Genomic DNA, 24,890 nt, shown 5'->3' with positions numbered 1-24,890 from the left:
GCTATACTTGTTAAGTGAATCTAAATATTTTAAGTATTATATCGTACTTAATGCCTCTCACAATTGGGCTATTAGGTGCTGTTTCTCTCCTCAGTAACAGACACCGTGGATTCTCGCGTAATGCCATGAGCTTTGTTATTCTAGCTACTTCTTACAAAGGACTTGACGACTTAATAGGTTACCTCGGACTCAACAACTTGCAAATTGTCTCTTACTTTTTTAGCATCATTGCGCTTTTTAGTGTGGCACCACTTCTATACAAATACTTTCAGAGCCTTTTGCAAGAGAATTATGTATTCACATTGAAAGATATGAAGCACTTTATTGTGCCTTTAGTTTTGCTGGTATTAACCTTGATACTGGCCTTGACTGTGAGTAAAGCAGAGCTTCTTCATGTACTCAACAATCGGTTTGATGAGGGTCGGGATTTTTATGGGATTACGGCTCTAATATTCATTTATATCATTGGATACCCTTTGCTCATTATTCAATGGATACTGTATTTTGCGTTCATCAATAAGTTGGTTCACAGGCAAAAGAAGAAATACGGTAAATTCTATGGCTCTTATGAAAAAAGAAATGAGCAACTTATAAGAAGGGTTTTCTTCGCTCTAACTGGTGTTTTCATTATCAGTTTTTTAATGCTGTTTTTTCAAATCAGTCAGAACCTGATCATCATTCTATCCAATGTCCTTGTAGCTATATTGATAGGAGTAGCAATCAAAGCAGGACATGAACAGGTTGATATGAAGCGATACAGGATGTACAAACTCAACTCTCACGAAGAAGAAATTCAGCAGGGAGAATTGAATCAATTCGATAACTGATTAAAACCTCATTTTCCTGATAGATGCAGGACTCTTGCCGTACTGGTAATTGTACTTTGGTCTGAAACGGCCGTTCGTGTTGGATCTCAATACAAACGAATAAGAAATCATGATTGTGCCATAAGCATCCATTCTGTCTGGATTACCTCTAGTTCGACCCTGAGAAGGATAAGCAGCTTCATTTACTCCGGGCGCCTCATCGCCTCTAAATGAAAGTTCTCTCGCCTGATCAGAAGATAGATTTGCAGGATCGGGGTAAACCGTGCTAACGTCATCTAAATAATCAGTGAACATCTTGCGGTAGTTGATTTCAATTCCAATTCTGTGCCTGCGGAATCTTTGATACTTTGTTTTAAAAGTGAAAAAGCCCCCCAAACCAATAGGAATTACCGGCTCTACAGGTGAATAAGAAACGTTTTCAGTTTTGAGCGGACGCAGATCAACCCAACTTCCATTGTGCTGGGCTTGTGGATTGTGATAAGCCACTCCAATTCCCACGAATCCCATCAAGTGAAAATCTACTTTGTAACGCATTTTACCGCCAACATCATTGATGATTAACGGGTAATATTCCAATCTACCTGATGCTTCAATAATATTATTCCGAAAATGAAGGTTTCTGCTCGCTCTTGGAGATTCACTGTTCAAACTATCAGCACCTGTTACCATGAGGTAGTTTGCCTCAAACCGCATCCCGAATCGGTAGTTCAATCTTTTACGCACAAAACCACCTATGTTGTAACGAGTGTTAGGCCTAATGACATTGAAGCTATTCGTACCGGTTTGAGAGGCCAAATCACCAAAATAGTTTGCTATTCCGGCTTGACCACCAACATCCCAAACGAATTTTTGGCTAAAACCTAAAAACGGTATAAAAAACAGAATTATCGGTATGACATGTCTCATAGAGGGAATAAAAGGTAAGGCAAATATAATAATGTTTGCTGCAATTGCCGTTAATTCTTTGTAAACCTGTATTAAGCAATCTATTTGCTTGCTTTAGGTAATTGTAAAATCCCTGTTATTGAAGTGTGTTTAAGGAATGGAAACAGCTTTTGGTTACAATAGTGATTTTACCTTTGTTCACTAAAATTTATATACCGTATATACATTACGGAGTATTAGATTTCATTTGTGAAATGCGATTTGCTGTAGTAGATGTAGAAACAACAGGAGGCCATCCGGCTGCGAATTCAATTACTGAAGTTGGTATTGCAGTTGTAGAAGATGATAAGGTGATAGATCGATTTCATTCACTGGTAAATCCCAATCAGCCTATCCCATTGAATATTCAGGCTTTGACCGGAATCACACCTGAGATGGTGGCTGATGCTCCTGTTTTTGATGAAATTTCAAATGATGTACTCAGCTATTTGGAAGATAGCATTTTTGTAGCTCATAACGTCAATTTCGATTACGCTTTTATCAAGGAAGCATTTAAAGGTGTTGGGATTAAGTTTGAAGCGACTAAGCGATTGTGCACTGTTCAGTACACACGAGCTGTATTACCCGGTTTGCCCGGCTACAGTTTGTCAAAGCTTTGCAAGAAGATGAATATTCAAAATGAAAATCCACACAGGGCTTTGAGCGATGCTGAGGCTGCCGCCCAAATATTGCTTTTTGTCAAAAACCTGGATAGAAAAGATTTATTGTCTCACAGATTGAAAAGACGCTCTTCAGTTGCGAGTTTTCCAAATTACATCGATCGTGAGATTGTTGATGCATTACCAAACACACCGGGTATTTATTATTTCCACGATAAAAAAGGAAAAGTCATTTATGTTGGCAAAGCAGCTGATATTCAAAAAAGAGTAAAAAGCCATTTTACATCAACATCTACATCAAAGTTTTACCAGGATTTAAAACGTGAAGTACGCGATATTTCACATCGCGAATCAGGATCTGATGTGATTGCCGCACTCATGGAGGATCACGAAATAAGGCATCTTTGGCCGCGTTTCAACAGGGCTCAAAAGCGCAACCCTGTGTATTACGGAGTTTACGCTTATCGAGATAGATCTGATTTTTGGCGTATTGGGATCAATAAAGTGAAAAATCACTATCCGCCACTAAAGCGTTTCCACACTTTACACGCTGCTCGTTCATGGCTCCTGAAAACTGTTGAAAAGTACGAGTTAAAGGCTGAGTTCTGCGATTTGGAGTTTGCCGTTTATGGAACTGATGATATTTATCTACACAATGAGCATTTTGAAAAGATGCAACGTGAAGTGGAAAGTGATGGTCACACTCTTATCATCCCACAAAAGGGCAGGAGCAAAAGCGAAAAGGGATTCATATTTGTTGAAAAAGGGGAGTACAGGGGGATTGGTTTTATCGATTCAGATGTTTCCATCTCCAGTATTGAAGAAGTTGAGCCGCATCTTCAAAAAAGAAAATCGAGTGTTATTACCGAGCAAATAATCGAAAAAGTCCTCGGTCAGATCCCCGCTCATCAACTGATTGAACTGTCGTAGAATCGGGGGATTGTTCCGGCTCTGACCGTGAAGTTAACAAATTGAAAAGTGAGAGTGAGAAGATGATGAAAGTTGTTAATAACGCAAACTTCATCTTGCCGCAGCGCAAAAATGATTCTTTTGATTGCGTGATTCTGTCGGGTTGTTGGTAGAGAAACGAAAAGCCTGCTGTGCAGAATAGTCCAAAAGTTCCTCCCGGAATATTACCCATCGTAAACAAGAACGCTGTTATTGACAAGCTGAGAATTGTGTTTAGTATTATGCTTAATGTTCTTGTTTTGCGCCATCCCAGTGCTGTGATGAAAACTCCCGATAAAACTGTTGCACCGTAGAGCTGAAATGGATCATGAAAAAGCTTAACGAATGAACTTGTGAAAAAGACAATTCCAAAAAGTGGCAATCCTATTTTAAAGGCACTCAGCATCCTGTAAAAATCGAGGTAACGATAAAAATACCAGGCATATGGTGCTAGAAGTGCAAGAACCGGAATGGCTAAAATACCATAAATATTATGTCCGGTTAAATACCATAAAGTGATATGGATGAGTAAAATTGAAATGGGTAGTGTAAGCGTGTTTTTGATGAACAAATAGAGAATACTTGCAAGCGTTCCCAAAAGAATGAGCCAGCCGCTAAAAGAAGTGAAAACATATTCAGAACCGAGCTGTGTGAGTTGCAGTAAAGCCTGTCCATAGTAGGAAACAAGAAATAAAGCAAAAAAGCTTTGAAGGGTTTTTATTCTGAATAGCGTTCCCAAGACTCTGTTGATTTTGAATCAAAAATAGGTGTACAGCTACAAAGATCTAAAATTGATTTCAATACTTATTAACAGGTAAGTCAGTAAAACAAGCCAGAGAATCAAAGATGTTTATTTGTGAATTTATTGACCGAGTTTTAGGATTTAGATGATCACTTTTCTTCAGGCAGACTTACTCTGTGAATATTACCTATTTTTGCGGCCTCAAAACAAAGATCTATGGCATTAAAGTGCGGTATTGTAGGGTTACCAAATGTTGGTAAATCAACACTTTTTAATTGTTTGTCAAATGCGAAAGCACAGTCGGCAAACTTTCCGTTTTGTACGATTGAACCTAACGTTGGAACAATCAATGTTCCCGATGAGCGCCTGGAAAAGCTCGAGAGTTTGGTGAACCCTGAGCGTGTTGTGCCTACAACAGTTGAGATTGTGGACATTGCTGGATTGGTAAAAGGTGCATCGAAAGGTGAAGGTTTGGGAAACCAGTTTTTGGGTAACATTCGAGAAACAGATGCTGTGCTTCACGTTTTGCGTTGTTTTGAGGATGACAATATCACACACGTTGATGGATCAGTAGATCCTGTTCGCGATAAAGAAGTCATCGATGCTGAGCTTCAACTCAAGGATCTCGAAACAGTTGAAACGAGATTGGATAAAGTGAAGAAAAAAGCAAAATCTGGAGATAAAGAATCTGTCAAACAAGCTGATCTTTTCGAGAAATTGATCAATCTGCTCGAAGAAGGGAAAAGTGTTCGCGTTTACGAGCCGGCTAATGATGACGAAGAAAAGATGCTCAAAGAACTCCAGCTTCTCACTTCCAAACCAATTCTTTATGTGTGCAATGTAGATGAAGCATCTGTAAAAGATGGTAATCATCATGTTGAGGCTGTTCGCGAAGCAGTTAAAGATGAAGGTGCTGAAATTATGGTTTTGGGTGCGGCTATTGAAGCAGATATCAATGAACTGGAGACATACGAAGAGCGCCAAATGTTTCTCGAAGAAATGGGACTCACTCAGCCCGGAGTGAATAAGCTCATCAAAACAGCTTACAAGTTACTGAAACTTCAAACCTATTTCACAGCAGGTGAAAAAGAGGTGAGAGCATGGACGGTAAGAATTGGTGCCAAAGCTCCTGAAGCTGCTGGTGTTATTCACACAGACTTTGAAAAAGGATTCATTAGAGCTGAAGTAATCAAATACGATGATTTTGTGGAGCTCGGTTCTGAAGCGGCATGTCGTGATAAAGGGAAACTATCAATTGAAGGAAAAGAATACGTTGTACAGGATGGTGATATTATGAACTTCCGATTCAACGTTTAATCTGCTTTGTAAGCTTTGCGGATGTAATCTACGCTTTGCTTCATCAGCTTTTTCAAAACATCACGATCGATATCATCGAGTTTGTTGATGTATAAGCAGGAAACACCTTTTTTGTGTTTACCCAAATGCTTGAGTAACTCTGAATACTGTTTAAATCCAGACATTATGTAGAGCGCAATGTTTTGTTTGCGAGGAGAAAAGCCAATTTGAAACCAGTCACCTTCTCGGCCGCTGGCATATTTATAGTGATAATCGCCAAAACCAATAATACTGTCACCCCACATAACAGGTTCGTCCTTTGTCACATCCTTCATCATTTCTAAAACCTCAAAAGCATCTTTACGCTTTTGTTCTTTTTCAACCTGCTCGATAAAATCTGATACATTTTTAGATTTATCAGGTTTGGTTTTCATGCCAGCCATGTGCGCTATTTTTTGCGGTTTTTAAAAATGATAAAACCAATTAATATCACGATCAGAGCCACAGCCAGGGTGACGTACAACGGATCTGACCAAATTTCTACCTCATTATTTCCGGTATCTACATCTACGTCAGTTGGTATTTGTGCCAGTATAAATCCTAGTATAGATTGAATCATTCTTTCTCTTTAATTTTGGTTTAAAGGTAATAATTTGAGACTGATCTTCAAGTTTAAAAAGATTTAATACTAATTGGAAAGAGCGACAACACTGGCATTGACTAAAGCAAAACCGTAGATTCGTAAATTAGTGGAATTCAAAAGATTATTTTTCAGTTATATTTGCCTTTATAATTCCTGAACTTATGGCTAAAAGGGGAAGTCCAAAAATAACAATATCTATTATTGTCTTTTTTGCAGCGATGTTAGCTGTATTGAGCCTGTTTTGGATGTACCGTTCTACCACAGAAAAGCACTTAAAAAACGAACTCAAAGCCCAATCTCTTTACGCTAAAAGTGAAATTGAAAATGTCGTAAAAAACAACATTGATGCTTTAAATAGTCTGAAGCATCGATTGGAATTTACGAATGGTGAATATTTTGAATATTGGCCTAAAGATGCCAATGATATCATTGAAAAACACAGATCTATAAAATTTGTAGAGTGGATAGACTCCAATATGATTATCAAGGGAGCATATCCTGTTGACAGTAATGCTGAAGTCATAGGTTTAGATGTGTCTAAAGTGAAATATCGTGTTGCTTCCTGGCAACAAATCAAAAAAGACTCATCTATAAATATCACACACTGGACAGAGTTAATTCAGGGAGGTAGAGCTTTTTTAATCGATGTTCCAATTTTTATTGATGATCGTTTTTACGGGACAATTACAGGTGGTTTTGATTTTGATACGTTGTTTGATGAGGTTTTTAGTGCTTATCCTGAATTTGCTATTCGTGTTAATGATAACAGGGACAGTACTTTTTATGCTATTCACGACAGTGAAATAGGAGAGATCGATAACGATTACATACAGACTTATAAAATTAAACTACCAATAAAGAGAGACATCACCTGGAAACTCAATTACTCACCTTCATCAGCAAGTTATTACGAATCAGAACAGCGTGACGGTTATTATGGATTAGTAGCCGGTTTTCTTTTGTCGATATTGTTAGCACTACTTGTTTGGCTGTTTTTGTCAGTTAGAGAAGCTGAGAAAAAAAGAGCTAAAACGAATGAAGAATTAGAACGACTCAACGATTATCTTAAGAAGACCAAGAAAGAAGTTGAACAGGCTTCAGAGTTTAAAACGGTCTTTTTATCGAATATGAGTCATGAAATTCGCACACCGCTCAATGCGATTGTAGGATTTACTGAAATTCTCAAAAAACTAAACCTGGGAAGTGAGGAAAAGAAATATCTATCGCTGATGGATTTATCTGCCCGGAATTTGATGTCGCTGGTCAACGATATTCTCGATATCGATAAGATAGAGTCTGGAAAAGCTTCTCTGCGGGAAGATATATTTGAACCTTGTAAAGAACTGAATGATCTCACGACTTTATTTGAGCACGGGTTTTCTGAAAAAGGTCTTTACATAAAGCTCGACAACGATTGTCATGAAAATATTACCGTAAAAGGAGATAGAGGAAAGTTCAATCAAATTTTCACGAATCTCATTGGAAATGCTCTCAAATTTACTGATGAAGGCGGAGTAGTGATCAAAGCCAGAACTGAAATTAATGAAGATGAATTGAAGATTCATGCTGAAGTGAATGACACGGGAGTGGGAATCCCTGAAGATAAACTCGAAGATATATTTGGCAGATTCATACAGGTTGAAAACGAGAACACCAAAAGACATAAAGGAAGCGGTCTCGGGCTCTATATCACAAGAGAAATTGTCAACCTTATGGGAGGGCAGATTAAAGCCAAAAGTAAAGAGGGAAATGGAAGCAGTTTCATTGTTGATGTCAAGTTTGAAATAGTAAAACAAAAATCAAAAGCTGATACAGAAACAATACATACGTTTGATAATTCCAGCATTCTTGTAGCAGAAGATAACCCCATTAATGTGGCGGTAATCAAAAACTTACTCAAGCATTTCAATGTAACACCAAAAGTGGTTAGCAATGGTAAAGATGCTATGGAAATGATTGAGGACGAGTATTTTGATGTGGTTTTTATGGATCTCTTTATGCCTGAGCTCGATGGAATTGATGCAGTTAGAAAATTACGAAAAGGCGGCTATAAAGGAACAATTATCGGTCTATCAGCCGATGCTAAAAAAGAGACTATTGAACAAGCTTATGAAGCCGGAGTTGACTCATACATCGTGAAACCAATTTCTTACGAACAACTCCACGAAATTCTCTCGACTTACGCTTCTTCACAAACATCAGCACTCAATTGAATTTGAGTTATTGATAGGTCACAAAAAAAGCGACATTCCTGGAGAGAAATGTCGCTTGTAATGTCTGTAGGAATAAGTGTTTACTTAATTCCCAATTTCTTTCTTAGCTTCTTTGGAATAGCATCTTTGTGGACCATAATGTCCATCGTTTTGTACTTCACATAAGCTTCAGATGCGAAAAAATAACCGTCATGCATTTCAGTGAATCCGGTTCCCCATGAGTTCTTTATGAGGTAGTATTTAGTTCCGTTTTGGTCATTTGCAACACCCGTGATGTGCATACCGTGATCATCAGTTGTTTCGTAATTATCAAATGCCTTTTGACGCATTTCCTGAGTAATTTCTTTTTCGTCACCCGGACTCATAAACTGATTCCCGATTTTCTCTGCTCCGGCATCACTGAAGTTTTCATTGTCAGATCCTTTTTTCTGAATCGCATCCTCATTTTCAGGAACAATTGCCAGCCCATCACGGAATGAGAACCCTTTTTCGCTCACATCAGCAGCCCATGCAACACCGTACCCGTTTTCGAGTGAGTTGTCCATCACGTTGATGAGGTCTTCCATCGGGACGTTGTATACTTCTCCGCCAAGCCAGTTATCAGGTACTTCGAGCACAAACTTTTCGTAAAACGGATGATGCGTATAGCTCGAGAGCTCTACATAATCATCTGGGTTGAGCCCTAATTCATCCATGTACGATTGTGGCGTATACGTTTCGCCATTGTACTCAAATTCCTCAGGGATCTGACCGAGATAACTATCCAGTGCATTGTTAAAAGCATTGTGCCATGCAGTTGAGAGTTCACCATTGGGATTTTTGATAACAGCATCAACCATGCTTTTCATCACCTTATCGAGTTCTCCGTGAATATGTTTTTCAGTACCGTAGTTGAGGCCGCTGTAAACACTTTCAGGAACCATTCCGTAATGCTTCATCACATATGTTACATCGTGGAAAGCTCCGCCTGGACCAAAATTTAGGTTGCCGTGCATTCTCACATACTTTTCGGCTTTATCACTGTAAACGTTGCGAACAACAAACATTTCAGATAAATCGTAATCCCCTTTTCCCATTCTGTCGAGTTCTGACTCAAAAAATGAGAGTGTAGAAAACGACCAGCAAGTACCTGAGCGATACTGATTTTTGATATCTGTGGCCTCAATGTCGTGTTCAATAGTGAATAAATAATTACCACCTTCTTTGTTGCGCACAGTATCCTGCGCAAACGTAGTTCCGGTTGCCAGGAGCAATGCCCCCACCAAAAAACTCTTCAATTTCATAAATAAATTCTTTTAATGTTTAACTGCACAAGTTAATTGGCGCAAGTTAATAATATGCGCGATAATCAGGACGAGAGCCGCCAGGATAGCAATAGTGTTGAAAACCGTTTCGTAATGTTTAAGGGTGATACTGGCAGCCAGTGCAGCAAAAGAGAACCACAGGAAATAGCGCATCCAGGTGAAAGGAGTTCGCCTGGCAGAGTAGAGTACCGCGACAAAACCAATTCCCAAAAACACGAAATCAAATGCATGCCAGTATTCTTCGAGCCAATGGCTCATTGGAACTCTAAACAAAATCAAAACAGGAAGCATCAGGCAGTGTAAAAGACAAACTACTGATGCCAAAATCCCAACAGAATCGCTACTTTTCAACCAGTTTCTCATTTCGATGCAAATGTACAATAAAATGAAACAGTGTTGCAAAAACGAAGTGTGAGAATTGTTACTTTCGCAAAAAATGAGAATATTACTGGTCATTTTAATCGCTTTAATGTCTTTTTCGGTCAGAGCCGAAAGCGATCATCCTATTCATATCTCCGTAGCTGAATGGCGTTACAATGCAGAGCGTAATTCGCTAGAATGCGCAATCAAACTATTCACTGATGACCTTGAATTAGCACTCACTACAAGAAATGGAGACTCACGATGGAATCTCGCAACTGATGACCAAATTCCCAATGCTGATCGTTACATTTACGACTATTTGAGTCAAACTGTTAGAGTGAATCAGGAAAACACTCAACTAACCATGAAATGGGTGGGAGCTGAATACAACATGGATGCTGTATGGTGCTATTTTGAAATATTGCAATTCAATGCTTCTGCAGCTTTTGAGTTTACCAACAGCACTTTTCTCGAAGTGTATCCAGATCAAACAAACGTCAATCATTTTTATGTTGGAGAAGAATCTTCTTCATTTGTAACAAACAAGGATGATAGGGAAAAAACGATAAAACTGATCAATGAGTAAATTTGAATTGTACCTAAAACTTGGAACCGAACATATTCTCGATATCAACGGACTCGATCACCTCATTTTCATGCTCGCCATAGCCAGCGTATTTTCCATCGCAAACTGGAAGAAACTGCTCATAATGGTAACAGCATTTACACTCGGTCATTCTTTGACGCTCGTTTTGGCTGCACTTCACGTTGTGAGCGTAAATATGGAACTCGTGGAAACATTAATTCCCATTACCATACTACTGACATCACTGGTGAACCTATGGAAAAAAGGAAGAGAACAACACACCATTGTACTTTACATACTCATGGTGCTTTTTGGACTCATTCACGGACTCGGCTTTTCCAATTACTTTGGTGAACTCGTAGCCGGAGACCAGGATTTAATCCTCGCACTCTTTTCATTTAATTTAGGGATAGAAGTGGCACAAATACTCGTAGTGCTTTCTATTCTCATCATCCATATTATCTTCGAGAAGATTTTTTCAGTAAAGCGTGAAAGCTGGATTTTATTTATGAACGGAGGCGTATTTTTTCTCGCCCTCAGTATGATAATCGGTTAGTTTATGAGAAATATATTTTACACATTGCTAGGACTTTTGGCTTTGACTTTTTCGGTCAGAACCGCAACTGCTCAATACGAAACTTACAACAATAACAAGTTCAAGCAGCTCAAAGAAGAGCTTCCAACTCCAAATGTTTACCGCACAGCTAGTGGAGCTCCGGGGCACGAGTATTACCAGCAACAAGCCGATTATGAAATTGAAGTAACACTCGATGATGAAAATCAAACGATCACCGGAAAGGAAACAATCACGTATTACAACAATTCACCTGATGATCTCAACTACCTGTGGGTTCAGCTCGATCAAAATGTGAGAGCGCGTGACTCGCAATCAAAGAAAATACGCCAGAGAAGCATGAATGAAAAGATGTCATTTGGCGGAATGAAGCGCATGATGAACGACTTTGATGGTGGTTTCAAGATTTCATCAGTGAAAACAAACCGCGGAACAAAGCTCGATCACACCATCAATTACACCATGATGCGTATCGATTTACCTGAGACACTGGAAAGCGGGCACTCTTATACTTTCCAAATCGAGTGGAATTACAACATCAACAACCGCATGGAAATTGGTGGTCGCTCTGGTTATGAATATTTTGAAAAAGACAGTAATTACCTCTACACAATTGCGCAGTTCTATCCGCGAATGGCTGTTTACAACGATGTTGAAGGCTGGCAAAACAAGCAGTTTCTCGGGCGTGGAGAATTTGCGCTACCATTCGGAGATTACGATGTGAAAATTACAGTTCCGGCTGATCACATTGTAGGATCTACCGGAGTTTTACAAAATGACCGTGACGTCCTCACATCAAAGCAACGCAATCGCTTTGAGGAAGCACGTGAGTCAGACAGTCCGGTTCTGATCGTGACAGAAGAAGAAGCGATTGAAAACGAGAAAGAGGGAACTTCCAAAACAAAAACATGGCACTTTGAAGCGGAAAATGTACGGGACTTTGCATTTGCTACTTCTCGAAAATTCATTTGGGATGCACAAGGTGTTGATATTGGCGGAAAGCGCGTTATGGCCATGAGCTATTACCCAAAAGAGGGAAACCCTTTGTGGGAGCGCTATTCGACAAAAGTTGTGGCGCACACAGTGAAAACGTATTCTAAATACACAATCGATTATCCATATCCTGTGGCTATTTCAGTAAACAGTAAAAGAATCGGGATGGAATACCCGATGATTTGCTTCAATTACGGCCGACCTGAGGAAGATGGGACATATTCAGAACGCTTAAAATACGGCATGATCTCAGTGATTGTGCACGAAGTAGGACACAACTTTTTCCCGATGATCATCAACTCTGATGAGCGTCAGTGGACCTGGATGGATGAAGGGTTGAACAGTTTTGTTCAATACCTGACTGAGCAGGAATGGGAGCGTAACTACCCGAGTAGAAGAGGTCCGGCTTACAAGATTGTGAATTACATGAAAGGTGATAAGTCTTATCAAACTCCAATTATGACCAACTCCGAGTCGATCTTCCAGTTTGGCAACAACGCTTACGGCAAGCCGGCAACGGCTCTGAATATTTTGCGTGAAACGGTTATGGGCCGTGAACTTTTCGATTATGCATTCAAGACATATGCTGAGCGATGGGCTTTTAAACACCCAACTCCGGCCGATTTTTTCAGAACCATGGAAGACGCATCTGCTGTTGACCTCGATTGGTTTTGGAGAGGATGGTTTTACACGACTGCACATGTTGATATTGCAATTAATGATGTAAAGTGGTACAAAGTTGAGACCGGTGACCCGCGAATCGACAACCCGATTGCCCGCAAAATGGATGATGCTGATGAAAAATATATCGCGAACCAGCGCAATGCAAAATCGGTTGAGAAGACAATAACAGAGAAAGATACTGCTACAGCAGACTTCTATAACCGAACTGATGAGTACGATTACACTTCATTGGATGTTGAGCGATTTAAAGAATACACAGCCTCGCTGAATGAAGAGGAAAAAGCGATGTTGGATACTAATATGAACTTCTATGAAATGGAGTTTGAGCTCGTTGGTGAATTGCCGATGCCAATCGTTGCTGAATTCTCATTCCTGGATGGATCAAAAGAAAAGATTCATATTCCGGCAGAGATTTGGAGAATGGGTGATGAGAAAGTGAGCAAGGTATTTTGGTTTGAAAAAAAGCTCGTAGGTGTAGAGGTTGATCCAAACCTGGAAACAGCAGATGTTGACCGAAATAACAATTACTGGCCGGCCCGTAATATTCCATCGCGTTTTGAGTTGTTCAAAAAACAACAGCGAGGTTCACCTAAAAACCGCATGCAGCGTTTTCAAGAAGCAGAAGAACGATAGGACCGAAATATTTTACGGTCCGTAGAACGGCAGGATCGGAAAAACATTTCGATCCGTTCATAGCCTTTCCAAATTGTAGATGTTAATATTATTGAATTTCAATTTGTAGGAATGCGATGCATCGCATTCCTACAAATTGAAATTTTGGATATCAAACCACCTCCATCTCACTGTATCCCTGTCCAGTAGGCGAAAGCTTAATCTGTGTTTGAATGCGTTCCTTGAGCGCATCAACGTGTGAAATTATACCGATAGTTCTATTGTCGTTAGCTTGAAGTCGTTCCAGTACATCGAGGGTTTGATCGAGAGTTTGTGGATCCAGCGTTCCAAAACCTTCATCGATGAACATACTCTCAATCGTGATGTTTTTCGAGGCCAGGTCTGACAGGGCAAGAGCCAAAGCCAAACTGATAAGAAATGTTTCGCCTCCACTCAACGTTTTAATACTCCGCTGCAAATCGCCCATGTCGCGGTCGATTACACTGAGGTCGCCATCTTCATTTTCCCCAGAATTGAGTAAGTATCTTTCGGTTAGAGCCTGGAGCCTTTTATTCGCCAGCGTGATCAATTGCTCCAGCGTGAGTTGCTGAGCGAACTGACTAAAATTGCTCCCTTTCGCATCACCGATTTGTTTGCTGAGTAGTACCCATTTCTTTCCGCTTCCTTCAATTTCTTCTTTTTCTCGCTGCTTTTCAGCAATCACTTTTCTGATATCCTTTTGCTGTTCAATTGTAGCAAACAACTTCTTTATATCAGTCTCAAGGTTCTGAACAGCTTCTTCCTGTTCAACTTTCAACTCCTGTAGCTCTTCCTCAGTTTGTGAAACGTCTCGATCTTCAGATTTTTTTAGGAGTTCAGAAAAATGATTGAGGTCGTTTTCGGCTTTTTCGATTCCCTTTTTCAGTTTGTTTTCAATTTCAGATAGTCTTTGTTCTTCATTGTGTGGGAGCAAATAAGAGAGGGCCTCATCGATTCCGTCATAGTCCAAATCCTGAAGTTGAGGTTTTAGCTGTTTTTCAAGTTTTTCAACCTTGCTTTTGTTCTCTTCAATGCTTTTTGAAGTCTGTTTGTTTTCGTGTTCTAGCTTATTCTTCTCATCGCGTGTTTCATTCCAGTTGTTCTCTAGCTTTTCAATGAGCACGCTCAGTTCTTCTTCATCACCACTGTACAACTGCTTGAGCTTTTCAGATAACTCGACTCCTTTTTGTTTGATTTTCAGTAAATCTTCCACAATTGGTAGAGCCGCTTTTGCACTTTGTTTTTCGCGTTCAGCCTTGTCTAGTTTTTCGTTGATATCGATGACTTCATCTACAACTTTGATGATTTCAGTAGCATTTTGTGACTTCACTTTCTCGGGAAGCCCATCGAGCAACACTTTTTGTCTTTTGAGTGATTCTTTCAGTTTTTCTTTTTTGGCCGAGAGCTCACGGTTTTCTCGTTTTAGCTCATTTTCATCATTTTCTTTTTTCGCTTTGAGTTTGCTCAATGATTCTCGTTCGGCATCTAAAGCCGATTGCTTTTTCTTCAATTGCTCATCATCCACGTTTTCGTTCGGCACATCATGCGCCCACGGGTGATGGTCAGATCCACAGAGCGGACAAGGTTCACCATTTTTCAATTCATTACGTAAATCCTCCAGGCTGGCTTTTACTTTCTTCAATTCAATCTGAGAGCGCAGAGCATTTAACTCGGCATCTACTTTATCGAAAATAGCTTGTTGCTTTTCTATTTTGTTAGGAGCTTGCTCGAGTTCAGCCTTGATTTTTTGTACAGACTTCTCTTTTTCTGAGATTTCTTCTATTAAAGTCTTAGTCTCCTTTTCTAAACTCACCAATTCTCGTGCATTTCCCGAGAGTTCATTCAACTGTTTAGCAGAAAAATCTTCTAAAGCGTATTCTCGTTTTTTCTGGCTGAATTTTTCGATAGAAGAATCTGCATCTTCTTTGATCTTGTGAAGTTCATTGAGTACCTCTTTAGGATTATTGACATTGCTCTTAACCCTGGAAGAAACCTCTAAATTCACGAGCTGACTTTTAGTACGATCAAAGTTTTCGAGTAAGTCAGCCTTTTTAGTATTTAAATCTCTGTACTGCTGGTAAAAAGCAGATAATTCATCGATTGCTGTCGCTTGGGTGACAGGTTTTTGAGTGATAGATCCAATTCGATCGATTAAATCGTTTTGTTGGGTTGTAAGGTTCTCTAATCTAGCCTGTAATTTTTCAACTCTCTCTTTGTCCTCAGCGATTTGACCATTAATTCGTTTCCATTCCCAAAGCGGTTCAGAAAGTGGTTTTAAAGGCTTGTGTTTTTGCAGCTTTAATCCTTCACTTTTCCAAAAGTTATCGAGATCAGCATTGAGTTTTTTGATCGATTGCTGAGCTTTTCCAATGTCTTGTTTTATCGTGCTAATCTCCTTTTTCAAATTGAGCTGTTGCACTGTTTTATCGTGCGCTTCTCTCTTGTTTTTCAATCTTTTTGAGAGGTCGTTGTAAGCAGTCTCATGTTCTTTGAGCTCTTCATCGGGAATCATTTTTTCCTTCCAGTCGGAGATAGCGTTTTCAACCTTTTCGGTTCTGATTGTAATTTCCTTTCCTTTTTGGAAAGCCATTTTTCCGAGCTCGCGATAAATGAATGTTCCGGTAATTTTCTCGAGCAGATTGGCACGTTCCTTTGGCCCGCTTTTGAGGAATTGTGCAAAATCGCCCTGTGCGAGTAGGATGGAGCGAACAAACTGGTCGTATTCCAACCCGATGAGTGCTCCGTTTTTAGCCGGAACTTCGCTCTTCTTTTGAACGATTGAAGTTCCGTTTTCATCGAACAGACTCATATCGTAATCGCTCAACGTGTCGTTACGCGTGGTTCTGATCGACCACTCACTTGTGAAAACACCTTCTTTGCATTCGTATGTAACTGAGGCTCTTGCTTCTCGAGTGTTGCGCGTGAGAATGGCACCGCTTTCACCGATTGTCTTTTTTGAGACGGTTTTCATTCTGGGCGTTTGGTTGTAAAGTGCCAAACAGATGACATCGAGCAGTGTGGTTTTCCCACTTCCGGTAGGGCCGGTAATAGCAAACAGACCAGCATTTTTGAGCGGTTCGCGGTCGAAATTTATGGTGTGCTCTCCTTTGAGCGAATTGATATTTTTAAACGTTACTTCCCTGATCTTCATTGGTTCTCGTTTTGGTGGTATTCCTGCAAAATATCTTCAAATGCCTCGTTCATGAGATTTCCGGTTTCCTCATCCACTTGTGATTTTTCAATCCATTTTGAAAATACCTCTCTCGGTTTTAACTCCTCGATTTTTTGATTTTGAAACAGACTTGAAGAAGTGATCGATTCACCCGTAATCGTGATGAAATATTTGAGGATTTCAGCATTGTTATCAGCTTCATTGAATTGTTCTACAAGCGTTTCAAACTCCATTATCTCAGCCGGATTACGATGTTCTTCAACCAGTTCAATCTCAATGAAAGCGGGCAATTGGTCAGATCCCGAAAAGCCTGATAGTTCATTCCTGATCTCGGTCAAATTTCCCTTCACTCTTTTCAGCTCTCGCCATGAAGGAACGGGAACTGAAACAGGATTTGGCTTCTCCTGATTTAGATCGATTAAGATAACGCGTTTATCGTGATTTTTTTCGTCAAATGAGAGCGGAATTGGCGAACCGGAGTAGAGGATATGTTCAGATCCTGCTCGTTGCGGCTTGTGTATGTGTCCGAGAGCGATGTATTCAAATGATTTTGGAAATTGATTGCTCTCAAATCCTGCTAAATTCCCAACCTGAATTTCGCGTTCGCTTGAAGAAGTCGAAGCTCCATGAGCAAAAAGGTGTCCCATCGCTAATGGAGTTGCTGATGGATAATGAGTTTGAATCAACTCAGCCGATTCATTGAAAATCTCGCGTATTCCGTCAGTGATGGCTTCCTGTCGTTCTTCGTAAGATTGGCCGGGCGCCAGCTTTCGCAATTCATTATCGCGGATAAACGGAATGGCGGCTACGACAGCTTTCGGCTCTGACCGTGACCCGAGTGGAATAATGAGTTCTTCCCGGTTGGCCGGTAGTTCGCCAATCACTGTAATGTTTAGAGCCATGAGCAGTTCGCGCGGAGCGTTTAACATAGCAGGCGAGTCGTGGTTCCCGCCAGTTAAAACGATTTGAATGTCGAGTTTTGAGAGTTTGTGTAGAGCTGAGTAGTAGAGTTGACGCGCTTCAGCCGATGGATTGGCGAGATCAAAAACATCCCCCGAAACGAGCAATACATCAACCTGTTGGTCTTTGATCGTTTGACATAACCAATCGATAAAAAGCGAAAAGTCTTCGTGTAGCTCTTTTTGGTAGAGTCGCTTCCCGATGTGCCAGTCTGCAGTGTGTAGAATTTTCATGTTACTCGATTTACGAATACGAAGGTAAACACGAGTAACGTAATGTATTTACGGAGCAGAGGAAATACTAAAACAGATTACATTTTATAAATCAGACCAACTCCTATGAAATCCCAAATGTTTGAGTTGAGCTCAGGTACTGACCCCATATCAAAATAAACTCTTTGATAGCCAGACTCAGCAAAGACAGAAAACTGTTTATTTAATTGATATTGAAGGCCAACTCTCGGGTTTAGGGCAAAATTCCATATTTGTTCTCCACTTTGATCGCCTCTTAAGTATTCACCAGGGGTGAAAAAGTTGAAAGAAAAACCGAGGTATCCTTTTAGCTTGTTTTTGTTGAGGTAGTATTCTCCACCAACTCCGTAAATGAGCGTGTTGGGTTTTTGAATGACTTCTCTGGTAAGCCTGTCAAAAGGTCTGCGTATGGAGAAATCAACACCCAATGAAACACGATCTTTGAAGTTGTACCGTACATTTGTAAAAGCGCTGAAGCTGCTAGTTGTGCGGTCATTTGATAAGCCTACTTGTCCTTTGAAGTTAATTTGAGAAAATGCATCTGAAGGCAAGATGAAGAAAGAGGCAAAAAGAATAATCCAACTGAAAATAGATTTAAACATAGGTTTCTAGCTTAATCAATTTATTATCGAATATATAGAAAGTTGTTGGAAAAAGCTAATTTTCAGTGTTTTTACTCAATTTCCAATCCACACGTCTCGCTGTCAAGTTCCGTTTCAATGGTGTAGTGCTGGAAGGGGTATTTCTTCATGATCGATTTGACTTCGTTTTTAACGCTCAGTACTTCAGATAACGAGTTGATGTTTTTAAGCTTTATGTGTGTCGTAAAAACATGATGTTCTCCATCGAGTGACCAAACGTGAGTGTGATGCAATGAATGCACGTTTTCAACACTTTTTATCGAATTAGTAACTTCTTCAAGGTTGACATCATCCGGTGAGCCTTGCAGGAAAATAGTCATCGTTTCTTTGAGTCGTTTCACAACGCCCCACAAGATTACAGCAGCTATGAGTAGTGACAGTGCCGGATCTAATATCGGGATGTATTTGAATTTCAAAATAATCGCAACAACTAATACCGCTACCCAGCCGAGCACATCTTCCAGTAAGTGCCAGGAAACTACTTTTTCATTCAGTGATTTACCTGTACTCACTTTCCAGGCTGCATATCCGTTTACCAAAACACCCAGAATTGCAAAAGCGATCATTCCGTCAGCATTTGGCTTTACAGGTTGCATGATTCGGTTTACTGCTTCGTAGATCACAAATCCAGATCCTGCTATGAGTACAACCGAGTTGATGAGAGCACCCAGTAAAGAAAGCCTCGAATAGCCAAACGTAAAGTTCTTCGAGGCTTTCTTTTTTGATTTTTTATCGAGGTACCACGCCAATCCTAACGATAAGCTATCACCCAGGTCGTGAACGGCATCGCTCAGTATAGCAACGCTGTTGACGAAAACACCGCCCACAAACTCAATGATCGTAAAGAACAAGTTGAGCAGGAAGGCCGTCCTCAGGTTCTGACCGTTATGATGATGATGATGATGTGCCATTAATGACTGTGACCACTTTCGTTTTTCTTCATTTCGCTAATCAGGTAGTAGGCATTTTGGTGAACAAAGTTAGCCTGAAAATCGAAATCAGACAGTGGCTTTACTTCAACCCACTTTCCCTGTTGGATTCCGCGTTTTACTTCAACCGGTTTAAAATGCCAGTCTTTTTGGTCAGATCCCGATTCAACAACCTGATAGATAAATGTTTTCCCTTCTTCATCAACAAAAGCACCCTCCGGCAAAATGTATCTTTTTTCATCTGAGAGGTGAACAGTTCCATTGATGTACATTCCGGGTATGAGCGTGTCACTGTGCGATTTAATCTCAGCGTGAACGTGAATCGCTTTAGGATTTTGCTCAAATTTTTTCCCAACTGAATAAATACGTGCTTCAAACTTTCTTTCGGGCATTGAAGAGAGCGAAAATGTAATAGGCTGGTCGATTTTCACTTTGTGCGCATCTTTCTCAAAAACCATGAAATCGGCATGTACGTGGTCGTTATTGACGATCATCACCATTGGTTGTGAAGGAGTCACGTACTGACCAATTTGAATTTTAACCTTTTCAACGTATCCATCGAACGGACTCACAACGGGTACTTCTTTACGCACGTCTCCATTCCGTATTGTTGATGGCGATATTCCCAACTGTTTCAGTTGAGCTTCATATCCCGCAACTTCTCCTTTTAGCGAAAAGTATTCAGATTTAATCTGCTGGAAAGCCTTTCCCGATCCAACTTCCTCTTCGTAGAGTTTCTTTTGACGTTCGTACTCCTTTTGAGCAAATTCGAGCTGATTGTACGATTTGATGTAGTCTGTTTGCAACCTGATTAAATCGGGGTGGGAGAGAGTTGCTAACAAATCTCCTTTTTCAACTCTGTCACCTTCAATCACTGCAATCGATTGCACATTTGCGCCAATGATAGAGGTTACTTTGGCTTCGTGTTGAGGTGGCACCCGCAACATTCCATTTACCTGGATCGATTTCCCCATCAATCGCTGCGGAAGTGTGTCAATGGATATATTGAGGTTTTTAACCTGTTTTTGATTCAGAGAGATTGTATTATCAACCTTCTCGTTTTGTTTTTCCTGAGCGTTTTCTTCACGGTTAGATCCACCGCTGCTTCCGCCACAGGAAACAAGTAGCAAATTGAGTGAAATGACTAATGAGAATATATATGTCGGTTTCATAACTTCTTATTTATTGTTTGTGTAATATTCGAGTGAAAACTTATTGATCAACATCTGCTCGTAGGCACTCCATGCGCTGATCTCGAGCTGAATGGCATCGTTGATATTTTGAAGGAATGCCACATAATCAATCGCTCCCTCTTCAAAAGCGATGAGTGCTCCTTTTCTTTGTTTTTGTGCAAGTGGAAGCGCTTTTGTTTTGTAGTACTTCCACGAGTTGAGCCACTTTAAATAGCTCTCCTTTGTTTGCGAATACCTGGCGTAAAATTTGAGCTTTTGAGCATTGTAATTTTCCTGAGCAATTTGTTTCTGCAAACCAGCGCTTTGTGCTGTCCCCAGCTCAGAAAAGAAAAATAGCGGAATTTGCACTCCAAACTGGTAGATTTGAAATCCGTCCTGTCCGTTGATCTCCTGAACACCATACAATCCCTGTAATTTTGGAAGAAATTGACTTTTAGCCTGCCCCAGTTGAGCATCAGCTACTTCGATTTGTCGTTGCAGAATATCGAGCTCGCTGTGTGTATTGACAGAATCGTTTACATTGACAATCGGTGAGGCAACATCATCTAACTGTTGAATTGAAGCGGTGTAGAGCGTATCTTCGATAAACCAGCTATTCAGTTTTTGCAGTGCAATCGTATAATCGCGATAGGATTGCTCCTTTTGTAGCGCGATTTGGTGTCTGCGGTTTTGAGTAGCCAGGAAACGCAGCTCAGAGATGTCTTTAGTCTCGCGCTGTATTTCAGCAGCATTCATCAACTTAGCAAAAGCGGAGTCGAGTTGTGAAAAAACGGAGAGTTGTTTTCTCGCAGCCACAACACGCGCCCAGTCTAACTGTACATCGCGCTTGATTTGTATTTCGGTCAGATCCTGTTTAGCACGAGCAGCAGCAATTTGCTTGCGCTGTACTTTCAGTTTGGCCGGAATAGCAAATACATCGATTTGCTGTTGTTGAATAGCGAAATTGGTGCGAACTCCTTCAATTCCATTTCCGGCTTCTTCAAGTTGCCTGTACAGTTGTGTGTTCCCGAAATCATAAGCAGTTTTTTTCAATTTCTCCTGCTGCTCGACTTCCAGTGCAGCAACTTTTAGAACCGGATAGTTTTTCACAGCTTTGTCGACTGCCTGTTGTGCTGATATCGGTTGTAGCTCAGTTTGGCTCTGACCAAAACCGAACTGACTGATAAAAAGCAAGGCTAAAGCTGCTAATACATTCGTTGAATTATTCATCTTTTTACGTTTTTCTAAAAGTGCGTACAAGACAGGGAGAACGACAAGCGTGAGGAGTGTAGCCGTTAACATTCCGCCAATCACAACCGTTGCCAACGGTCGCTGGACTTCAGCTCCGGCCGATGTTGAAAAAGCCATCGGCAGAAACCCGAAAATATCGGTTGTTGCTGTGAGCATAATTGGGCGAATACGCTCTTTTGTTCCCAGCATAATACGCTTTTTGATATCATTTACGCCTTCATCTTTTAACTCGTTGAATCGATTGATGAGAACGAGTCCGTTCAAAACCGCCACACCAAACAGCACGATAAAGCCCACTCCGGCCGAGATACTGAAAGGCATTCCGCGCAAATAGAGCGCGTAAACGCCTCCAATAGCAGCGAGCGGAATGGCAATATAAATCATCAGCGATTGCTTAAACGATTTTAGCGCGAAGTAGAGGAGGATGAAAATCAGGAATAAGGCAATGGGCACCACTATGCTGAGTCTGCCTTTAGCTCGTTCCAGGTTTTCGAACTCACCACCGTAGTTAATGTAGTAGCCGGGCGGTAAGTCGAGATCTGCATCGAGTTTTTCCTGGATATTGGTAACAACAGTTTCCACATCACTTCCCCGTGTATTGACACCCACATAAGTCCTGCGATAAGTATCATCTCGCGATATTTGCATCGGCCCCGGTTGGTATTCGATGTTTGCTACTTCTTCCATCGGAACCTGATGGCCGTTGGGCAAGTCGATGAGTAATTGCCTTACATCTTCAATGCTGTTTCGCTGTTCTTCGCTTAGTCTCAGTACAAGGTTGAATCGCTTTTCACCTTCAAAAATGACTCCCGCCTTTCCGCCTGCAAATGCAGTACTCACGTATTCATTGATTCGCGCAATGTTGAGTCCGTACTGAGCGATTTTATCTCTGTTGAAATCGACTGTTATTTGCGGTAATCCTGAGATTCGCTCCGTATTTACGTCACCAACACCATCAATATTCGTGATGAGTTGACCAATTTCTTCAGCTTTATTTGATAAAACGGTTAGATCCTCACCGTACAGCTTAATTGCGATATCCTCGCGAACTCCGGTGAGCAGTTCATTGAATCGCAGCTCAACGGGCTGACTAAAAACCAGTTTGAATCCGGCCAGCTCTTCGTTGAGTTTATGGCGGATTTTTTCAATTAGCTCTTCTTTTGAATCGGCAGCTGTCCATTTATCGAGATCTTTTTCCAGTATGATCGCCATATCGGCTATATCCATCGGCATGGGATCAGTTGGAATATCAGCGACACCAATCCTGGATACAGCTGTTTTGATCTCGTTTGGAAAGTTTTCTAGCAAGATGTTTTCGATCTTGATGGAAAGGTCAATCGATTCGTCAACCGTACTTCCGGGTCTGATCAAAACCTGCATGGCCAAATCTCCTTCATCTAATTGGGGAATGAATTCTCCCCCCATGCGACTAAAAGTGAAGGTTGTAATTCCCAAAATGCCTACAGCCAAAATAATGATAGCTGCTTTGAACCTCAGTGCTAATTTGATAACCGGCTCGTAAGCTCTGTGGAAAAAAGCCATGATGCGGTTACTCAGGTTTTCGAGTTTGCGCTCAAACCTCGCGAACCAGTGGTTCTGATTGTTCATCGGTTTCATGAAAAGTGCACTCATCATGGGAACGTAAGTGAGGCACAACACAATTGCTCCGATCATGGCAAAACCAAAGGTGAAAGCCATCGGTTTAAACATTTTTCCTTCTACACCGGTGAGGAAAAGAATAGGAGTGAACACAATGAGGATAATGAGCTGACCAAAAAAGGCTGATCCCATCATCGTACTTCCCGATTGATAAGCTAGCTCATCAGCATCTTTTCGTGTAATTGTTTTTCCGCTTTTCAATCGTTTTTGGATTTCATACACTGTACCCTCAATGATGATAACAGCACCATCTACGATAATTCCAAAGTCGATTGCTCCCAAACTCATCAGGTTTGCCCAAACGTTGAATTGCTTCATGAGTATAAAGGCAAAAAGCAGAGAGAGCGGAATTGTAGTGGCTGTGATGAGTCCGCCACGGAAACTACCCAGCAGCAAAACGAGTGCAAAAATCACGATCAGTGCCCCTTCAATAAGGTTCTGACTAACGGTACTCGTTGTGCGAGCTATCAATTCACTGCGATCGAGAAATGGTTTTATTGTCAGACCCGGAGGGAGTGATTTTTCCACCTTTTTCATACGCTCCTTCACCGCTTCAATAGCTGTGTTTGGATTTGCTCCTTTGAGCATCATCACAATACCGCCCACAGACTCGTGACCGTCACGCGTAAAAGCTCCGTAGCGAACCTGATTGCCAAAATAAACGCTGTCTGAAACATCAGCCACGGTAACCGGAATTCCCGATTCGTTTTGGACAACGATTTTTTCAATGTCCTCAATCGATTTAGCAAGCCCCTCACCGCGAATGAAGTTCGCCATTTTGTTTTTCGCGATATAAGAACCTCCTGTGTTTACGTTATTCTCCCTGAGAGCTGTAAACAACTGCGAGATGGTGACATTGTGCGCGTTGAGTTTATCTGGGTTGATGGCGACCTCGTATTGCTTGATCGATCCACCAAAAGAATTGACATCTACAACACCTTCAATCAACGTTAGTTGACGCTTGATCAACCAATCCTGAATTGTTCTCAATTGCTGGGGAGTGTAACTCGTGTCAGCATCTTCTTTTTGAGAAATGGTGTACTGGTAAATTTCTCCCAATCCAGTCGCGATTGGCCCCATGAAAGGACTACCAAATTTTTCTGGTATTTCCTTTTTGACTGTGCTGAGTTTTTCCTGCACCAGTTGACGCGGGAGATAAGTTCCCATGTCATCTTCAAAAACAATAGTCACCACTGATAGTCCAAAGCGTGAAATAGATCGTATTTCCACAACTCCGGGTAAATTTCCCATTGCAAGTTCAACCGGGTAAGTGACAAATTGCTCGATGTCCTCTGTAGAGAGGTTTTCAGATACGGTTATTACCTGGACCTGGTTGTTGGTAATATCTGGTACTGAGCCTAGTTTTACAGTGGCCATGGAGTAAATTCCGAGCCCGGCTATAGCAGCTACCAGTAGACCAACAATGAATTTATTCCTTATTGAAAAGGATATAATCCTGTTAATCATAAAATTAAAGTTTAGTTCAA

General features: G+C 40.8%; 19 protein-coding genes. 7 read left to right on the top strand and 12 right to left on the bottom strand.

The genetic code is table 11. The features are described from left to right. Positions 1-50 precede the first annotated feature (50 nt). The gene (locus tag F3059_RS06770; protein ID WP_151167532.1) at positions 51-827 is read left to right on the top strand and encodes a hypothetical protein; all 777 of its coding nucleotides are present in this window, start codon (positions 51-53) and stop codon (positions 825-827) included. Here the strand turns inward: F3059_RS06770 and F3059_RS06765 are convergent, their stop codons facing one another. After that, positions 828-1,733: a DUF6089 family protein gene (locus tag F3059_RS06765; RefSeq protein WP_151167530.1), complete on the bottom strand. Its 906-nt coding sequence runs from the start codon at positions 1,731-1,733 to the stop codon at positions 828-830. A 233-nt stretch (positions 1,734-1,966) separates the two neighbouring features. Between F3059_RS06765 and F3059_RS06760 the strand changes: the two genes are divergently transcribed. Further along, positions 1,967-3,301 carry an exonuclease domain-containing protein gene (locus F3059_RS06760; protein WP_151167528.1) on the top strand — a complete coding sequence of 445 codons (1,335 nt, stop codon included), beginning with the start codon at positions 1,967-1,969 and terminating at the stop codon, positions 3,299-3,301. Here the strand turns inward: F3059_RS06760 and F3059_RS06755 are convergent. After that, a complete protein-coding gene (locus F3059_RS06755) occupies positions 3,234-4,058 on the bottom strand; it encodes a hypothetical protein (protein ID WP_151167526.1) in 825 nt (274 codons plus the stop codon). The genes F3059_RS06760 and F3059_RS06755 overlap by 68 nt on opposite strands. A 219-nt stretch (positions 4,059-4,277) precedes the next feature. On the opposite strand from F3059_RS06755, the gene ychF reads away from it, so the two are divergent. Then, positions 4,278-5,378, top strand: coding sequence for a redox-regulated ATPase YchF (gene ychF, locus F3059_RS06750; RefSeq protein ID WP_151167524.1), 1,101 nt, complete (start codon positions 4,278-4,280; stop codon positions 5,376-5,378). On the opposite strand, the gene F3059_RS06745 is transcribed toward ychF, so the two are convergent. Then, positions 5,375-5,800, bottom strand: coding sequence for a DUF1801 domain-containing protein (locus F3059_RS06745; RefSeq protein ID WP_151167522.1), 426 nt, complete (start codon positions 5,798-5,800; stop codon positions 5,375-5,377). The two genes, ychF and F3059_RS06745, sit on opposite strands and share 4 nt — an antisense overlap. Positions 5,801-5,805: 5 nt before the next feature. Continuing rightward, entirely contained in the window at positions 5,806-5,976 is a 171-nt protein-coding gene (locus F3059_RS13670; RefSeq protein ID WP_170265098.1) for a hypothetical protein, read from the bottom strand. Between the two features lie 185 nt (positions 5,977-6,161). On the opposite strand from F3059_RS13670, the gene F3059_RS06740 reads away from it, so the two are divergent. After that, positions 6,162-8,213: a response regulator gene (locus tag F3059_RS06740; protein ID WP_151167520.1), complete on the top strand. Its 2,052-nt coding sequence runs from the start codon at positions 6,162-6,164 to the stop codon at positions 8,211-8,213. 80 nt (positions 8,214-8,293) lie between these two features. On the opposite strand, the gene F3059_RS06735 is transcribed toward F3059_RS06740, so the two are convergent. Together F3059_RS06735 and F3059_RS06730 are read right to left on the bottom strand one after the other, a co-directional pair. Next, positions 8,294-9,496 carry a C1 family peptidase gene (locus F3059_RS06735; protein WP_151167518.1) on the bottom strand — a complete coding sequence of 401 codons (1,203 nt, stop codon included), beginning with the start codon at positions 9,494-9,496 and terminating at the stop codon, positions 8,294-8,296. A gap of 12 nt (positions 9,497-9,508) precedes the next feature. After that, complete coding sequence (locus F3059_RS06730; protein ID WP_170265096.1) at positions 9,509-9,880, bottom strand: MerC domain-containing protein; 372 nt, start codon at positions 9,878-9,880, stop codon at positions 9,509-9,511. Positions 9,881-9,953: 73 nt separating this feature from the next. Here F3059_RS06730 and F3059_RS06725 point away from each other — a divergent pair, with 73 nt between their 5' ends. The 3 genes from F3059_RS06725 to F3059_RS06715 are packed head-to-tail and all read left to right on the top strand — an operon-like array spanning position 9,954 to position 13,350. Beyond that, complete coding sequence (locus tag F3059_RS06725; RefSeq protein ID WP_151167514.1) at positions 9,954-10,466, top strand: DUF6702 family protein; 513 nt, start codon at positions 9,954-9,956, stop codon at positions 10,464-10,466. Beyond that, positions 10,459-11,022 carry a HupE/UreJ family protein gene (locus F3059_RS06720; protein ID WP_151167512.1) on the top strand — a complete coding sequence of 188 codons (564 nt, stop codon included), beginning with the start codon at positions 10,459-10,461 and terminating at the stop codon, positions 11,020-11,022. Before F3059_RS06725 ends, F3059_RS06720 begins: the two co-directional genes overlap by 8 nt. A 3-nt stretch (positions 11,023-11,025) precedes the next feature. Then, complete coding sequence (locus tag F3059_RS06715) at positions 11,026-13,350, top strand: M1 family metallopeptidase (protein WP_151167510.1); 2,325 nt, start codon at positions 11,026-11,028, stop codon at positions 13,348-13,350. A 151-nt stretch (positions 13,351-13,501) separates the two neighbouring features. Here the strand turns inward: F3059_RS06715 and F3059_RS06710 are convergent, their stop codons facing one another. The 6 genes from F3059_RS06710 to F3059_RS06685 all read right to left on the bottom strand — a co-directional run bounded on the left by F3059_RS06710 (position 13,502) and on the right by F3059_RS06685 (position 24,870). After that, a complete protein-coding gene (locus F3059_RS06710; RefSeq protein WP_151167507.1) occupies positions 13,502-16,519 on the bottom strand; it encodes an AAA family ATPase in 3,018 nt (1,005 codons plus the stop codon). Next, positions 16,516-17,733, bottom strand: a complete 1,218-nt coding sequence (locus F3059_RS06705; protein ID WP_151167504.1) for an exonuclease SbcCD subunit D C-terminal domain-containing protein — start codon at positions 17,731-17,733, stop codon at positions 16,516-16,518. The genes F3059_RS06710 and F3059_RS06705 overlap by 4 nt, the downstream gene beginning before the upstream one ends. A 77-nt stretch (positions 17,734-17,810) precedes the next feature. Continuing rightward, positions 17,811-18,353 (bottom strand): outer membrane beta-barrel protein, encoded by a 543-nt coding sequence (locus F3059_RS06700; RefSeq protein WP_151167502.1) that lies wholly within the window; start codon positions 18,351-18,353, stop codon positions 17,811-17,813. 71 nt (positions 18,354-18,424) lie between these two features. Further along, entirely contained in the window at positions 18,425-19,303 is an 879-nt protein-coding gene (locus tag F3059_RS06695) for a cation diffusion facilitator family transporter (protein ID WP_151167500.1), read from the bottom strand. Next, entirely contained in the window at positions 19,303-20,493 is a 1,191-nt protein-coding gene (locus F3059_RS06690; protein WP_151167498.1) for an efflux RND transporter periplasmic adaptor subunit, read from the bottom strand. The genes F3059_RS06695 and F3059_RS06690 overlap by 1 nt, the downstream gene beginning before the upstream one ends. Before the next feature lie 6 nt (positions 20,494-20,499). Then, positions 20,500-24,870 (bottom strand): CusA/CzcA family heavy metal efflux RND transporter, encoded by a 4,371-nt coding sequence (locus F3059_RS06685; RefSeq protein ID WP_151167496.1) that lies wholly within the window; start codon positions 24,868-24,870, stop codon positions 20,500-20,502. Positions 24,871-24,890: the final 20 nt, after the last annotated feature.

Source organism: Salibacter halophilus (genome assembly GCF_008806325.1).
GTDB lineage: Bacteria > Bacteroidota > Bacteroidia > Flavobacteriales_G > Salibacteraceae > Salibacter > Salibacter halophilus.
Note: the sequence above shows the minus strand (reverse complement) of the source record. Positions and strands in the feature narration are given on the sequence as shown.